This is a genomic window from Paracoccus sp. L-17, from assembly GCF_056857655.1.
This window is the reverse complement of the sequence record NZ_JBSXNM010000044.1, coordinates 169,713-184,153: the sequence shown is the minus strand read 5'-3', so window position 1 is coordinate 184,153 and position 14,441 is coordinate 169,713. Positions and strand designations below refer to the sequence as shown.

Sequence of the window (14,441 nt, the reverse complement as noted above, 5' to 3'; positions counted from 1 at the left end):
AGGGCGTCTTTGCAGAATTGGCCGCGAAACCGGCAGGCAGGGCGTCGCGAAGACAAGCTTCGCGGCGCTGTTTTTTGCGTCCCGCGATGGCGCCGCCGTCGGGGCGCTGTGCCTGCCGCCAGGTCGCACGGCGGCGCGCGCAGACCCGTTCGCGGGCAAGGGCAGGCATCAATCCCGCGGCGGCCTGACCCGGAACACCGCGCAATAGAGCGCCGGCACGAAGACCAGCGTCACCAGCGTGCCGGCGATGATGCCGCCCATCATCGCATAGGCCATCGGTCCCCAGAACACCTGTCGCGCAATCGGAATGAGCGCCAGCGACGCCGCCGCCGCCGTCAGCAGGATCGGCCGGGCGCGGCTGTCCGAGGCCTCGAACACCGCATCCCATTGCGAGCGGCCGCGATGCAGCAATTCCTGGATTTCGTGGACCAGGATCACCGAGTTGCGGATCAGGATGCCGACCAGCGCCAGGATCCCCAGGATCGCCACGAAACCCATCGGCACCCGGAACGGCACCAGCACCGCAACCACCCCGATCAGACCCAAGGGTGCCGCCGCGAAGACGATCAGCGAAAGCCGGAAGCTTTGCATCTGCATCATCACCAGCACCGCGATGATCAGCAGCATGACCGGCACCACCGCGGCGATGGGCGCCTGACTGTCGCCCGAGCTTTCGACGGTTCCGCCGACGGCGATGTCGATTGTTGGCGGCAGGCCGGCCGCGTAATCCGCGATCCGGCCGGCCAGGGCCTCGACCAGGGTCGCGGGCTGATCCTTGCCGTTGATCGCCGCCTTGACGGTGATCGTTGGCAGGCCGTTGCGCTGCTGGATCAGCGGCTGTTCGGTGTCGAAATCAAGACTGACCAGGGCCGTAAGCGGCAGGTTCCGGCCGGTGCCGTTCAGCAATTGCAGATTGCGGATCGAATTGATGGAATTGCGGTCGGCTTCGTTTCCGCGCGCGATCACATCGACGAGAAAGATCCCGTCGCGCAACTGGGTGACGGTCTTGCCGGAAAACACCGCCGACAGCGACGAGGAAATATCCTGACTGGTCACGCCCAGACGCCGCGCCTGTTCCTGATCGACCTCCAGCCGGACGACCCGCGCAGGCTCGTTCCAGTCCAGCGCGATATCGCGCAGGCGCGGCTCGGTCGCCATCACGGTGGCCAGCCCACGCGCGGCATCGCGCACCGAATCGACATCGGCACCGCTGACGCGATATTGCACCGGCTTGCCGACCGGCGGCCCGATTTCGAGGTTCTTCACATAGATGTCGACACCGGCGAATTCCTCGGCGGCCAGCCGGTTCAGCCGCGCCTTGACCCGGTCGCGGGCGGCCAGGTCGGGGGTCTGGATCACGATCTGGCCCATATGCGGTCCCGGCGTCGGCACGTCCATCGACAGCACGAAACGCGGCGCCCCCCGGCCGATGTAAGATGTCCAGAACGACACGTCCTGATCGCCTTCCAGCGTCGCTTCCAGCCGGTCCATGTCGGCGATGGTCTTGGTGATCGAGGCGTTCTGGCGTTCGGTCACGTCCACCAGAACCTCGGTCCGGTCCGAGGTCGGAAAGAATTGCTGCTCGACGAAGCGCATTCCGAAGACCGATACCGCGAACAGCGCCAGCGTGATCGCGATGGTCAGCCAGCGGAACCGCATCGCCAGCCGCAACAGCACGTGAAAGCCGCGCCGCAGCCGACCGGGCCGGGCGTCGTGGCGGGCGATCCGGGTGGTCAGGAAGGTGACGCCCAGAAGCGGCGCGAACAGCACCGCCACGATCCACGAGACGACCAGCGACACCGCGATCACCACGAACAGCGAGAAGGTAAACTCGCCGGCGGCTGAATCGTTCAGTCCTATGGGAATGAAACCGGCCACCGTCACCAGCGTCCCGGTCAGCATCGGAAAGGCGATCGACGTCCAGGCATAGCTTGCCGCCTTTTCCAGCGATTCTCCGATTTCCAGCCGCGAGATCATCGTTTCGATGGCGATCATGGCATCGTCCACCAGCAGGCCAAGCGCGATGATCAGCGCGCCCAGCGAAATCCGCTGAAGCGTGATTCCATAAATCTCCAGGATCACGAAGGTGATTGCCAGAACCAGCGGGATCGTCATCGTCACGACGAAACCGGCACGGAAGCCCAGGCTGATGAAACTGACGATCAGAACGATGAACACCGCTTCGGCCAGGGCCTTGACGAAGTGACCGACCGCCTGGTCGACGACCAGGGGCTGGTCGGCGACCTTGGCCATCTCGATTCCGATCGGCAGGTCGGCCGCGACGCGATCCATCAGCGCATCCAGCTCCTTGCCGAATTCAAGGATGTTCTGGCCCTCGCGCATCCCGATCTGCAAGCCGATGGCGGGCTTGCCACGATAGCGGAACAGGGTCAGGGGCGGGTCCTCGTAGCCCCGCGTCACCGTCGCCACATCGGCGACGTTGAAGAACCGCTCGCCCACGCGCAGGTTCACCGCACCGATCGCCGAGGCGTCGTCGAACTGCCCGCCCACGCGGACCAGCACCCGCTCGGGCCCGGCCTCGATCACGCCCGAGGGCACGATGGCGTTCTGCGTGGCCAGAGAATTCAGCACCTGCTGCTGGCTCAGGCCCATCGCGGCCAGCCGCGCGGTCGAGAATTCCAGAAAGATCTGTTCGTCCTGCTCGCCCAGAAGATCGACCTTGCCCGAGGCATCCAGCGCGGCGACCTGCCTGCGGATCGCCTCGACCCGGTCGCGCATCTCGCGCGGGCTGAAACCGTCGGCGGTAAAGGCATAGATGTTGCCATAGACATCGCCGAAATCGTCGTTGAACTGGAACCCCGCGAATTCATCGGGAAAATCGGCGCGGATATCGGACATCATCCGCCGCACCTGCTGCCAGATTTCGGGAACGGCGGGTCCGCGCGTCGTCGGCAGCAGTTCCACATAGACGACCGATTGTCCCGGCGTCGTGACCGAGCGGGTAAAATCCAGCGCGTCCAGTTCCTCCAGCTTCTTCTCGATCCGCGTGGTGACCTGATCGCGCGTCTCCTCGATCGAGGCGCCGGGCAGGGCGGCCCCGACCACCATGGTCTTGATGGTGAAATTCGGATCTTCCTCGCGACCCAGGGCAAGATAGCTGAGCGTGCCCGCCAGCATGGAAACGATCAGCAGGAACCAGACGAAGCTGCGGTGATGCAGCGCCCAGTCGGACAGATTGAAGCGGTTCACGGATCGACCCTCCGCCCCACGGCCTGACCATCGCTCAGCGACCGCACGCCGCGGATCACGATTTCATCGCCAAGATTCAGACCGCCGGTGACCAGCACCCGCCCCATCAGCGTGGCGCCGGTCCCGATCGCCACCGCCTCGACGCGACCGGGCCCGGACGGGCCCTTCCCATCCTCGCGGATCACGCGCCAGACATGGGGACTGGCGTCGCGGTCGAAGACGGCCTGTTCGGGGATGGTCAGCGCCGGATCGCGCGCGCTGCCCAGCCGCGCCCGGATCAGCGCGCCCAGCCGCAGCGTCGTGTCCGGCGGCAGCGTCAGATACAGCCTGCGCGTTCGCGTCGCGGTATCGGCCAGCGGGTCGATGCGGTTCAGGATCGCCGGCACCTCGCTGCCGGGATCGCCGCGCTGCCAGATGGTGAAGACGGCATCGGGCGGCAACCCGGCCAGCGCCGGTTCCGGCAGGTCGATGACCGCCTCTCGTTCGTCTTCGGCCGAAAGCCTCAGGATCGGCTTGCCGGCATTGACCACCGCGCCCTGGGTTTCGAAAACGGCGCTGACCACGCCGTCGAAGGGCGCTTTCATGGTCGCGTAGCCTTCGGTATTCTCGGCCTGCGCCAGTTCCGAGCGGGCCTGTTCGACGGCCGCGCCCGCGGCGGCGGCGGCGCGTTCGGCCTGTTCAAGCTGCGCCGCCGAGGCGACGTTGCGCCGGGCCAGCGCACGGGTCCGGTCCAGCGTTGTCAGGGCCGTCCGCTGCTGCACCTCGGCGGCATCCAGCTGCGCCCGCGCGGCGCGGGTATTGGCGGCCAGATCCTCGGTCGCAAGCTCGGCCAGAATCTCGCCCTTGCGGACCCGGTCGCCCAGATCGACGCGACGGGCCGTCATGCGGCCCAGCGTCTGGAAGGCCATGTCGACCTGATTGCGCGAGGCGATCACGCCGGGCACCCAGCGCGATGATTCGCCGCTGTCCTCGACGATTTCGGTGACGACCGGACGCGGGGCCGCGGGTTCGCTGACCGCCTTGCCAAAGGCCAGCCAGCCCGGCAGTTGCAAGGCCTGAAGCGGACCGGCCGTCATCAGCAGCACCGCCAGAATCGTGGCGGCGTGCCTCATCGGACGACCTCGGCCGCCATGACCGCCCGGCCGGGATACAGCAATTGCGATCCCGCGCCGACGACCACCTGCCCCGGCGTCAGCCCATCCGCGACATAGACCGCCCGGTCGGTGAAGCTGCCGATGGTGACATCGGTCAGGGCGACGCGGCCGTCCTGACCCACCACCCAGACGGCGGCGCCGCCATTGTCGCGCATCAGCGCGGTCCAGGGGACGACGATGCCTGCGGCCCCCTCGATCGTCAGGTCGCCGCGCACCGCCGCGCCCAGCAGCGCGGTCTCGCCCGGCATGTCCTCGATCCGGGCGCGCAGGGTGACGGTGCCCGAGGCCGGATCGACCAGCGGCGCGATCTCGCTGACGATGCCGGTCATGGCCGGACGTTCGACATCCAGCGCGCGCAGGCGCACCGGTCGGCCCATGGCCTCGCGCAACATCGGTTGATCCGCGACGCCGAATACCGCTTCCATCCCGTCCAGCGCGGCCAGAGACAGGACCGGCTGCGCCACGCCGACGATCTGCCCCGGAGCCAGGTCGCGTTGGGTCACGACGGCATCGTCCGGCGCCAGAAGCTGCGTATCCTCGACCGCCCGGCGCGCCTGCTCGACCCGGCTTTGCGCGCTTTCGACCATTCCTTCCGCCTCGGACAGGGCCTGCACCGCCGAATCGCGCGCCGCACGGGTGCCGACACCGCGCGACAGCATGGCCGCCGCACGGTCGCTGGCCTGTTGCGCCTGCGCGCGCCCGGCCTCGGCCGAGGCCAGGCCAGCCTGGGCCAGTTTCAGCGCCTGATCCTGCTGCGCCGAATCAAGCCGCGCCAGAACCTCTCCCCTGGTCACGCGGTCACCCTCGCGCACCAGGACCTCGACCACGCGCCCGGCCTGACGAAAACCCAGATCGACACTGTTTCGCGCCTCGATCGTGCCCGACAGGCGCATGTCCAGCATCAGCGTCTGTTCTTCTGCCGTGACGAATTCGACCCGCAAGGCCGGATCCTCGGCGATGGCCGGCTGGGCTGACAGGATTATTCCCATAAGCGGCAGATATCGCGATGAAATCATTCTTGTCACCAGAAATGTGCCCGCCTTTTGCGTGATCGTCGCGCGACCTCGGGAAGTTCGTCTCAGGTGACGGCAGCTTTTCTCATGAACTGCGCCTTTTTCCAGCCTTCATCGCGCAGGATCCGGGCTAACGTTGCGGCAGCGCGCGACACGTCGTCGCGATCGTTGTAGAGCGGCGCGAAACCGAAGCGCATCACGTCCGGCGCGCGAAAATCCCCGATCACCCCTTCGGCGATCAGCGCCTGCATCACCGCATGGCCCTGGCGATGCCGGAACCCGACCTGAGAGCCGCGCCGTTCCGGGTCGCGCGGGGAATTCAGCAGCAGATCGGGGCAACTTGCCTCGACCTCGGCGATGAAGGCCCCGGTCAGATCGACCGATTTCGCGCGCAGATGGTCCATCGAAACCTCGTCCCAGACATCCAGCGCCGCCTCCAGCGCGGCCATCGCGATGACCGGCGGCGTGCCGACCCGCATCCGCTCGATCCCCGGGGCGGGGGCGTAGTCGGGCGTGAAGGCAAAGGGCGCCTCGTGCCCCATCCAGCCCTGCAGGATCGGCCGCGCGACATCTGCATGGCGCGGATTGACCCAGATGAAGGCCGGAGCGCCCGGCCCGCCATTCAGATACTTGTAGGTGCAGCCCACGGCGAAATCCGCCTCTGAGCCGGTCAGGTCCACATCGACCGCGCCGGCGGAATGGGCCAGATCCCAGATCGTCAGCGCCCCGGCCCGATGCGCCCGCGCCGTCAGCGCCGCCATGTCGTGCCGGCGCCCCGTGCGGTAATCGACCTCGGTCAGCATCAGCACCGCCAGGTCGTCGCCGATCGCATCGGCCACGCTCTCGGGCGCGACCACGCGCAACCTGGCACCCATCGCGGTGGCCAGGCCCTGCGCGACATACAGATCGGACGGAAAATTGCCGCTGTCGGACAGGATCACCCGCTGTTCGGGCCGCAGGGCCAGGGCCGCGCTCAGCGCCTGAAACACCTTGATCGACAGCGTGTCACCCATCACCACCTCGCCCGGCCCGGCGCCGATCAGCCGCGCGATCCGGTTCCCGACGCGTTGGGGCTGTTCATACCAGCCCGCCTTGTTCCAGCCCGTGATCAGCATGTCCGACCATTCATCGGCCATCATCGCCGCCACCCGCTGCTGCGCCGCCCGCGGCATCGGCCCCAGCGAATTGCCGTCCAGATAGGTCACACCGGAGGGCAGGTGGAAGGCGCGTTTCGTTCGGCTGAAATCGGTCATGCGCGTCTCCCTGCTCTTGACCCAAGGCTACCAGCCGCGTGACCTGCGCGGAAGAGGAGCACCGCCATGCTGTATCGGATCACCGACTGGGACGACGCCTACGCCAATGCCCGCCATATTCCCGACGGCGAGGCATGGCCCGCCCGCTGGGCCGAGGCGGCGGCAGCCTTCCGCCAACGCCACATGCCGCAGCCCCTTGGCCAGGGGCATCTGTTCAGGCCGGACGGGGATGTGCAAGGACTGGTGGTCTTCGTTCATGGCGGCTACTGGATGCGGTTCGACCCTTCCTTGTGGTCGCATCTGGCGGCGGGTCCGCTGGCCCATGGCTGGGCGGTCGCCCTGCCCGCCTATACCTTGGCCCCAGCCGCCCGCATCCCCGGGATCACGCAAGAGGTCGCCCGAACGATCGCCCAGGCCGCCGCCGCGATCGCGGGCCCGATCGCGCTGACCGGCCATTCCGCCGGCGGCCATCTTGCCGCGCGGATGATCTGCGACGACGGCACCCTGCCCGCGCCGCTGGCCGCGCGCGTCTCGGCCTGTGTGCCGATCTCGGGGCTGTTTGACCTGCGCCCGCTGATGCGCACCAGGTTGAACGACACGTTGCGGCTCGACCCGGCCGAGGCCGCCGCCGAAAGCCCGGCCTTGCTGACGCCCCGCGCGGATATCCCGGTCACGGCCTGGGTTGGCGGCGCCGAACGGCCGGAATTCCTACGTCAGGCGCGCCTTCTGGCCGATATCTGGGCGGGCCTGGGGGCGGCCACGCAATGCGTGATCGCGCCCGGCCGTCACCATTTCGATGTGATAGAATCGCTGGCATGCCCCGACAGCGCGATGACGCGGGCGCTGCTCAGCCGTTGAAACTCGCAGGATCGGGGCCAGTTCGCCGCCCCGTGTCCAGGGCATCGATGGCGGCCATGTCATCATCGGACAGCGTGACCTGCAAGGCGCCGAAATTCCCGCGCTGGCGACCCGGATCCTGCGATTTCGGAATCGCCGACAGACCATGCGCCAAATGCCACGCCAGCACCACCTGCGCCGGCGTGGCCTGCAGCCGTTCCGCGATCCGCCTGATCGGCGCGGCGGCCAGATCCTCGCCGCGGCCCAGCGGTGCCCAGGACTGCGTCACGATCCCCAGACGCCGGTTCTCGGCCCGAAGGTCGGCCTGGTTGAAGCCGGGATGCAACTCGATCTGATTCAGCGCCGGGGCCACGCCGGTCTCGTCGATCAGCCGGATCAGGTGCGGCGGCAGGAAATTGGCGACCCCGATCGACCTGACCCGCCCGGCATCGCGCAATTCGATCAGCGTCTTCCAGGTTTCGACATAGAGCCCGCGGTCCGGACAGGGCCAGTGGATCAGATACAGATCCAGATGATCGAGGCCCAGCCGCTGCATCGTCGCATCGAACGCCCGCAGGGTCCGGTCCCGCCCCTGTTGGTCGTTCCACAATTTCGAGGTCACGAAAACCTCGTCGCGCGGCAGGCCGGACGCGCGCACCGCCTGCCCCATCCCCGCCTCGTTGCCATACATCGCCGCCCCGTCGATCAGCCGGTAGCCGGTTCGCAGCGCCTCGCCCACCGCCTCGGCAGTCCGGCCTTCCGGCATCTGCCAGACACCCAGGCCAAGCTGCGGCATCGGGCGGTGATCGTTCAGGGTCAGAATGGGTTGGGTCATGTCTACACTCCTTTGGCAGCGGGTGAACGCGGCCGGGGCGCGGCCCGTTTCACCGGCCGCTGAAATCCGCCACCACCGCTCCGGTGATTGCCAACAGACGATCGGGCGCGATGGCGAAGATGTGGCGCGGCGTGCCCGCCGCGGCCCAGACCCGGTCGAAATCCGACAGGCGCGGATCGAAATAGGCTGTGACCGGCTTCAGATGCCCCAGCGGAGCCACCCCGCCGATCGCGAACCCGGTCTCGGCCCGAATCAGCGCCGCATCCGCCTTGCCCAGGGCCTGCCCGGCGACCGCGGCCGCCCGGGCCGGATCGACCCGGTTGCCGCCCGCCGTCAAAAATAGCACGACATGACCGCTCTCCTCGCCGCGAAAGATGACCGATTTCGCGATCTGGTCGATACCGCAGCCCGCCGCCCGCGCCGCCTCGGCCGCGGTGCGGGTAGATTCGCCCATTTCGACGATCTCGACCGGCGCGCCCGCCGCCACCAGCGCGGCGCGCACGCGGTTCAGGCTCTTGCTCACGCCGCCCTCCGCTTCTCTGTTGTCCAAATACCCACAACCGCGCCGCCGGGGAACCCGGCCCGAGAAGGCGCGTTCGGCCACACCTATCCACGAGCGCCCGGCATGGACCAGCCCGTCACCCCCTTTGACCTGCAACGCATGTTCCTGGGCGAACAGCCGCTGCTGTTCTATGCCGAAATCCTTGTGCGGACGCTGATCATCTATGCCTATACGCTGGTCATGATCCGCTGGATCGGCGGGCGCGGCGTGGCGCAATTGTCGATGGTGGAATTCGTCCTGGTCATCGCTCTCGGCTCCGCGGTGGGCGATGCGATGTTCTACCCCGATGTGCCGTTGCTGGCGGCGATGCTGGTGATCACCGGCGTCATCGGCATGAACAAGGTTCTGGACCTGCTGATCCTGCGATCCGACAGCGCCAAGCACATGATCGACGGCCGCGCGGTGGCGCTGGTCCATGACGGGCGCCTGCTGCCCGAGGGGATGGATGCCTGCGACATGGGCTCGGCCGAAATCAAGGCCCTGCTGCGCCAGAACGGCGTGCGCAATCTGGGTGCGGTCGAACATGCCTATCTCGAAAGCAGCGGCGGGCTGTCGGTATTTCGCTTTCCGTCACCGCGCCCCGGCCTGTCACTGGTGCCGCCCCATTCCGTGGTCCCCGACCAGCCCGGCGCCGCGCCGCTGACCGATCCGGCCCTTGCGCCGGGCGGCCTGACATGCTGTGCCAGATGCGGCGCGATCGAGGCGGCGCATGTCGCCCTGCCCGACGGCAGATGCGGCCATTGCGGCGGCAAGGTCTGGGTTGCGCCGGAGACGCCAATGGCAGGGACCGAGCGATCATGAATGTCTATACGCTGCTGGTCGAGGTCGGACGCAGGACGGGCGACGGGTTGCCCGGCGGCAGCCGGGGCGCGGCGCTGGTCTGCTATGCCTCTGGCCGCAACGAGGACGAGGCCGTTCGCGAAACCGTGGCGATCCTGAAACAGGCCGGGATGGCGCCGCTGGACGTCACCGGCTATGGCACGCGCGAGGAAAGGCTGGCCGATGGTCACGAGATCGACGACGAGGAACGCGCGCTGATGGATCGCGCGCGCGACGAAAACGCGGTCATCATCGCCCAGGTGCAGCCCTTCTTCGACGAGGCCGGCGGATCGTCCGCCGATGACTGAGCCGATCAACCGCCCGTGTGGCGGTTGTGGCGCGGGCCGCGATGGCTTATTTGCGGGGGCGAAACCCAAAGGTGCCGCATGTCGCTGAACCCGATCCGCCCCTGGCGCAATATCGAGCGGCGGAAATCCCGCCAGATCATGGTCGGCAATGTCCCGGTCGGCGGCGACGCCCCGATCAGTGTCCAGACCATGACCAATACCGACGGCCGCGATGTCCGCGCGACGCTGGACCAGGTGATTCGCGCTGCCGATGCGGGGGCCGATATCGTCCGCATCAGCGCCCCCGATCAGGATACGACCCGCGCGCTGAAGGAAATCTGCCGCGAAAGCCCGGTGCCGATCGTGGCCGACATCCATTTCCACTACAAGCGCGCGATCGAGGCCGCCGAGGCCGGCGCCGCCTGCCTGCGCATCAATCCCGGCAATATCGGCAGCGCCGCGCGGGTGCGCGAGGTGATCCGCGCCGCCCGCGACCACGGCTGCTCGATCCGCATCGGCGTGAATGCCGGCAGCCTCGAAAAACACCTGCTGGAGAAATATGGCGAACCCTGCCCCGATGCGATGGTCGAATCCGGGCTCGATCACATCCGGATCCTGGAGGACAACGATTTTCACGACTTCAAGATCAGCGTGAAGGCCAGCGACGTGTTCCTGGCCGCCGCCGCCTATCAGCAACTGGCCGAGGCGACCGACGCGCCGATCCATCTGGGCATCACCGAGGCCGGCGGGCTGCGCGGCGGCACGGTGAAATCCGCGGTCGGGCTGGGCAACCTTCTCTGGGCCGGGATCGGCGACACGATCCGCGTCAGCCTGTCGGCCGATCCGGTCGAAGAGGTGAAGGTCGGGTTCGAGATCCTGAAATCGCTGGGGCTGCGGACGCGCGGCGTGCAGATCATTTCCTGCCCGTCCTGCGCGCGGCAGGGCTTCGATGTCATCAAGACGGTCGAGGCGCTGGAACAGCGGCTGGAACATATCAAGACGCCGATGAGCCTGTCGATCATCGGCTGCGTGGTGAACGGTCCCGGCGAGGCACTGATGACCGATCTGGGCTTTACCGGCGGCGGCGCGGGCAGCGGCATGATCTACATGGCCGGCCGCCAGAGCCACAAGATGTCGAACGAACAGATGATCGACCACATCGTCGATCTGGTCGAGAAACGCGCCGAGATGATCGAGGCCGAAAACGCCACGGCCGAGACAGCGGCGGAATAGCTTTCCGTCTCAGGGCCGGCCCGCCCGCGATGGTGGCGCCCCAGTGCAGGGCCGTGGTCGCCGATCGATCCCTTGCCCCGGCAGAGGCGCGTCTGGCGGCGCCCTCGCGATCCTCAGCCCAGGTGATCCACCTTTTCCAGATGCTGCGCGATCTGGCCGATCTCGGCCAGCCACTCGGCGATCAGGTCGGGCGCATCCGGCGCGGCATGGACACCCGGCGCGATGCGCCCGTCCCGCACTGCCGCGATCGCCAGCGCGACCGGCGTCGAGACGAGTCGGGCCATCGCAGTGCGATCCCGATCGCCCTGCGCATCCATCACCCATTCCTTGTGCCAGACCGCCGCGCCGTCGCGTTCGGCGCGCAGGGCCACGAACAGCACGACCCGGTCGGGTTCACCCTCGGCATAGGCATTGTCGCGCCAGAATTCCTCGGCCATCTGGCGCAGGCGCGGTTCGGCGGCCTCGCCGTCCAGGGCCTCGATCTCGTCGAAAACGGGCGCCCATGCCTCGGCCCAGCCCTTCAGCCGGATGGTGCCGCGCACGAAATCCTGCAGGTTCCAGTCGGCATCAAAGCCATATTGCCGCACGAAGGGCAGCGAGTCGCGGTTCGGATAGATCTCGAAATGTTCGGGCACGGGCAGGGGCGCGTCGTAACCCTCGATCGCGTGCCAGGGACGGGACACGTCGCGCACCGCACCGCCGCGCAGGGATCTTGACGGTGCGCGCAGGGCCCGCAGCACGCCCAGCGGCGACCAGCTGAACTTGTAGCGGAACGGATTGGGATATTTCGGAATCCCGCCGCAATACGAGGTAAAGCGGACCATATCGCCCGGCCGCGCCGCACGACGGAAATCCGCCACCAGATCATGTGCCATGAGATGATCGATGCCGGGATCCAGGCCGACCTCGTTCACCAGCGCCACACCCGCGGCCTTCGCCGCCTGATCCAGCGCCGCCATGTCCGGCGCTATATAGCTGGAACTGACGAAATGCGCGCCCTTGCCGATGGCCATCCTCGCCAGCGCCAGGTGCTGATCGGCAGGCAACATCGACACGATGATGTCGCCCGGCCCCACCGCGTCTTCCAGCGCGGTAAAGCTGTAGCAGCGGATGTCGCCCGCCAGGTCGCCCACGGCCTCGCGCGCCCTGGCCTCGGTCCGGTTCCAGACCGTGACCGGCGCGCCCGTTCGCAGCAGCCTGCGCAGGCCGGGAATGGCGCTGAGGCCGGTGCCGATCCAGTGGATTGTCATGGTCAAACCCTTTCCAGATGATCGCGAAAGATCGACCGGGCGCGGCCCCACGGGCCTTGTTCGGGCCGGTCCAGCTGCGCCAGGACGGGCAGCAATTGCGCCGCGTAGTCCTGCGAGGATTCGCGCGGCAGCATCGAGGGCAGATTGTCGATGGCCATCACGTCCAGCGGCGGATTGTCGGCCACCCGCAGCACCGGGGCATCCCATGTCGTCGTGCGCTCATAGACCTTGATCGGGGAAAAATCGCTGGTCGGGTCGCAGGCCACATCGCCGATCACCCGCAGCGCACGGCCCGGCGCCACCGCGCTGGCCGGCACGAAAACCGGGGCGCCGGGCCGGGCGAGGATCGCATTGACGAAAATCTCGTGCGCCAGGATTTCGGGAAAGACGCCGCCATGCGCGGTCTCCTCCATGTCCCAGCGGGTCACGGGCACGCCCATCGCCGACAGCAGATCGGCCGCGCCCCTGCCCACGCGCCCCTTGGCGCCGATGACGATGGCATGGGGCCGGGGCCGGGCCGTGGCATCCATCTGCGCGCGCAATTCCTCGATCAGCCGGTGCTGGTCAGCATAGGCATGGACCGGCCCGCAGATGCCGCCGCCGATCTGCGCGACCCAGGCTTTCAGCGACACGGCGGCACCGGCATAGCCGGCCCAATAGCCGAAGGCGGCCAGTCTCCGCCCCTCATCGTCGGTCAGATATTCCAGATCCAGCAGCGTGCCACCGCCATGGCGAAAGCGCCGCAGCAGCACCTGCCCGGCGGGCTGTCCCTTGAAGGCGTGACCGAACATGATGTGGCTGTGCGGCAGGGCCGAGCCGTCGTCGGGCAATTCCTTCAGCCCGAAGATGATCGCGTCCGTGGGGGCATCGGGCCAGGACCCCTCGGGCACGATCTCGGCCCCGGCCCTGGCATAGGCTGCGGTCGGGATCACCCGGCGCGGGCTGTCCTCGACCGTCACCGCCATCCCCTGCGCGATCAGAGCCGCGACCCCATCGGGCGTGATTCCCACGCGATCTTCGTTCGGGCGGCATTCTGCCCGCACCCACAGATGTGTCACGAAACGCCCCTTCATCCTCGCGTGGCTTTCGGAAACCGTGTCTAGGGCAGCCCCGCGTCCACGGCAAGCGACGCGACCGGCGACAGCGGAACCGGATCTTCGCGAACCGCGTTGACCCTCTGATCCAACCTGCCAGCAGGAGGCACTTTCATGCATTTCACCCGCCGTTCCGGTCTCACGACCGCTGCCCTCGCGCTTGGCGCCTCGGCGCTGCCCCGCATCCTGCTGGCTCAGGACAAGGCGTCCGCGTCCTTCCGCTTTCCCGTGGAGGGCGGCGAGGTCGTCGTTTATCCGGTCGAACACGCCTCGATGGTGATCGAGACGCCCGGCGGCGTGATCTATGTCGATCCGGTCGGCGGCGCGGAAAAATTTTCCGGCATGCCCGCGCCGTCGCTGATCCTGATCACCCACCAGCATGGCGATCATTACGACCAGCCGACGCTGGAGACGCTGCCGGCCGTCCGCCTGATCACCAATCCCGCAGTCAACGAGATGCTGCCCGATGCCATGAAGGAACGCGCGACAGCGATGGAGAACGGCGATTCAGCCCAGGCGCTGGACATGCGGATCGAGGCGATCCCGGCCTACAACACCACCCCGGAGCGGATGCAGTATCATCCGGAGGGTCGCGATAATGGCTATGTCCTGACCATCGGCGGCAGCCGTTTCTACATCGCCGGCGATACCGAGCCGGTGCCGGAAATGGCCGCGCTGGAAAATATCGAGGTCGCTTTCCTGCCGATGAACCTGCCCTATACGATGACCATCGAACAGGCCGCCGAGGCGGTGGCGACCTTCAAGCCGAAGACCGTTTTCCCCTATCATCATCGCGGCAGCGACGTGCAGGCCTTTGCGCAACTGGTCGAAGCCGGTGATTCCGGCGCCAAGGTCGTGATCGCGGACTGGTATCCGAACGGTCAGGGCGCTTGA

The 14,441-nt window shown here is 67.5% G+C and carries 13 protein-coding genes; 5 read left to right on the top strand and 8 right to left on the bottom strand.

The window, feature by feature from the left end:
* Positions 1 to 168 precede the first annotated feature (168 nt).
* The 4 genes from AC13CR_RS15245 to kynU all read right to left on the bottom strand — a co-directional run bounded on the left by AC13CR_RS15245 (position 169) and on the right by kynU (position 6,630).
* A complete protein-coding gene (locus AC13CR_RS15245; RefSeq protein WP_446233566.1) occupies positions 169 to 3,210 on the bottom strand; it encodes an efflux RND transporter permease subunit in 3,042 nt (1,013 codons plus the stop codon).
* Positions 3,207 to 4,322: an efflux RND transporter periplasmic adaptor subunit gene (locus AC13CR_RS15240; RefSeq protein WP_292952956.1), complete on the bottom strand. Its 1,116-nt coding sequence runs from the start codon at positions 4,320 to 4,322 to the stop codon at positions 3,207 to 3,209. Before AC13CR_RS15240 ends, AC13CR_RS15245 begins: the two co-directional genes overlap by 4 nt.
* Positions 4,319 to 5,353, bottom strand: coding sequence for an efflux RND transporter periplasmic adaptor subunit (locus tag AC13CR_RS15235; RefSeq protein WP_482920000.1), 1,035 nt, complete (start codon positions 5,351 to 5,353; stop codon positions 4,319 to 4,321). The genes AC13CR_RS15240 and AC13CR_RS15235 overlap by 4 nt, the downstream gene beginning before the upstream one ends.
* A gap of 89 nt (positions 5,354 to 5,442) precedes the next feature.
* Positions 5,443 to 6,630, bottom strand: coding sequence for a kynureninase (gene kynU, locus AC13CR_RS15230; protein WP_292952962.1), 1,188 nt, complete (start codon positions 6,628 to 6,630; stop codon positions 5,443 to 5,445).
* A 66-nt stretch (positions 6,631 to 6,696) separates the two neighbouring features.
* Here kynU and AC13CR_RS15225 point away from each other — a divergent pair, with 66 nt between their 5' ends.
* Entirely contained in the window at positions 6,697 to 7,488 is a 792-nt protein-coding gene (locus tag AC13CR_RS15225) for an alpha/beta hydrolase (RefSeq protein WP_292952965.1), read from the top strand.
* Here the strand turns inward: AC13CR_RS15225 and AC13CR_RS15220 are convergent.
* Together AC13CR_RS15220 and AC13CR_RS15215 are read right to left on the bottom strand one after the other, a co-directional pair.
* Positions 7,478 to 8,302, bottom strand: a complete 825-nt coding sequence (locus AC13CR_RS15220) for an aldo/keto reductase (protein ID WP_292952967.1) — start codon at positions 8,300 to 8,302, stop codon at positions 7,478 to 7,480. The genes AC13CR_RS15225 and AC13CR_RS15220 overlap by 11 nt on opposite strands.
* 49 nt (positions 8,303 to 8,351) lie before the next feature.
* The gene (locus tag AC13CR_RS15215) at positions 8,352 to 8,825 is read right to left on the bottom strand and encodes a YbaK/EbsC family protein (RefSeq protein ID WP_292952969.1); all 474 of its coding nucleotides are present in this window, start codon (positions 8,823 to 8,825) and stop codon (positions 8,352 to 8,354) included.
* 102 nt (positions 8,826 to 8,927) lie between these two features.
* Here AC13CR_RS15215 and AC13CR_RS15210 point away from each other — a divergent pair, with 102 nt between their 5' ends.
* The 3 genes from AC13CR_RS15210 (at position 8,928) to ispG (ending at position 11,203) form a co-directional block, all read left to right on the top strand.
* A complete protein-coding gene (locus AC13CR_RS15210; RefSeq protein WP_292952971.1) occupies positions 8,928 to 9,665 on the top strand; it encodes a DUF421 domain-containing protein in 738 nt (245 codons plus the stop codon).
* Positions 9,662 to 9,991, top strand: a complete 330-nt coding sequence (locus AC13CR_RS15205) for a hypothetical protein (protein ID WP_292952974.1) — start codon at positions 9,662 to 9,664, stop codon at positions 9,989 to 9,991. Before AC13CR_RS15210 ends, AC13CR_RS15205 begins: the two co-directional genes overlap by 4 nt.
* A 78-nt stretch (positions 9,992 to 10,069) precedes the next feature.
* Positions 10,070 to 11,203 carry a flavodoxin-dependent (E)-4-hydroxy-3-methylbut-2-enyl-diphosphate synthase gene (ispG, locus tag AC13CR_RS15200; RefSeq protein ID WP_292978152.1) on the top strand — a complete coding sequence of 378 codons (1,134 nt, stop codon included), beginning with the start codon at positions 10,070 to 10,072 and terminating at the stop codon, positions 11,201 to 11,203.
* Positions 11,204 to 11,316: 113 nt separating this feature from the next.
* Here ispG and AC13CR_RS15195 read toward each other — a convergent pair whose 3' ends face one another.
* Together AC13CR_RS15195 and AC13CR_RS15190 are read right to left on the bottom strand one after the other, a co-directional pair.
* Positions 11,317 to 12,453 (bottom strand): saccharopine dehydrogenase C-terminal domain-containing protein, encoded by a 1,137-nt coding sequence (locus AC13CR_RS15195; RefSeq protein ID WP_446237434.1) that lies wholly within the window; start codon positions 12,451 to 12,453, stop codon positions 11,317 to 11,319.
* A gap of 2 nt (positions 12,454 to 12,455) precedes the next feature.
* Positions 12,456 to 13,511, bottom strand: a complete 1,056-nt coding sequence (locus AC13CR_RS15190; RefSeq protein ID WP_292956826.1) for a saccharopine dehydrogenase — start codon at positions 13,509 to 13,511, stop codon at positions 12,456 to 12,458.
* 150 nt (positions 13,512 to 13,661) lie between these two features.
* Between AC13CR_RS15190 and AC13CR_RS15185 the strand changes: the two genes are divergently transcribed.
* Positions 13,662 to 14,441: an MBL fold metallo-hydrolase gene (locus tag AC13CR_RS15185; RefSeq protein ID WP_446236303.1), complete on the top strand. Its 780-nt coding sequence runs from the start codon at positions 13,662 to 13,664 to the stop codon at positions 14,439 to 14,441.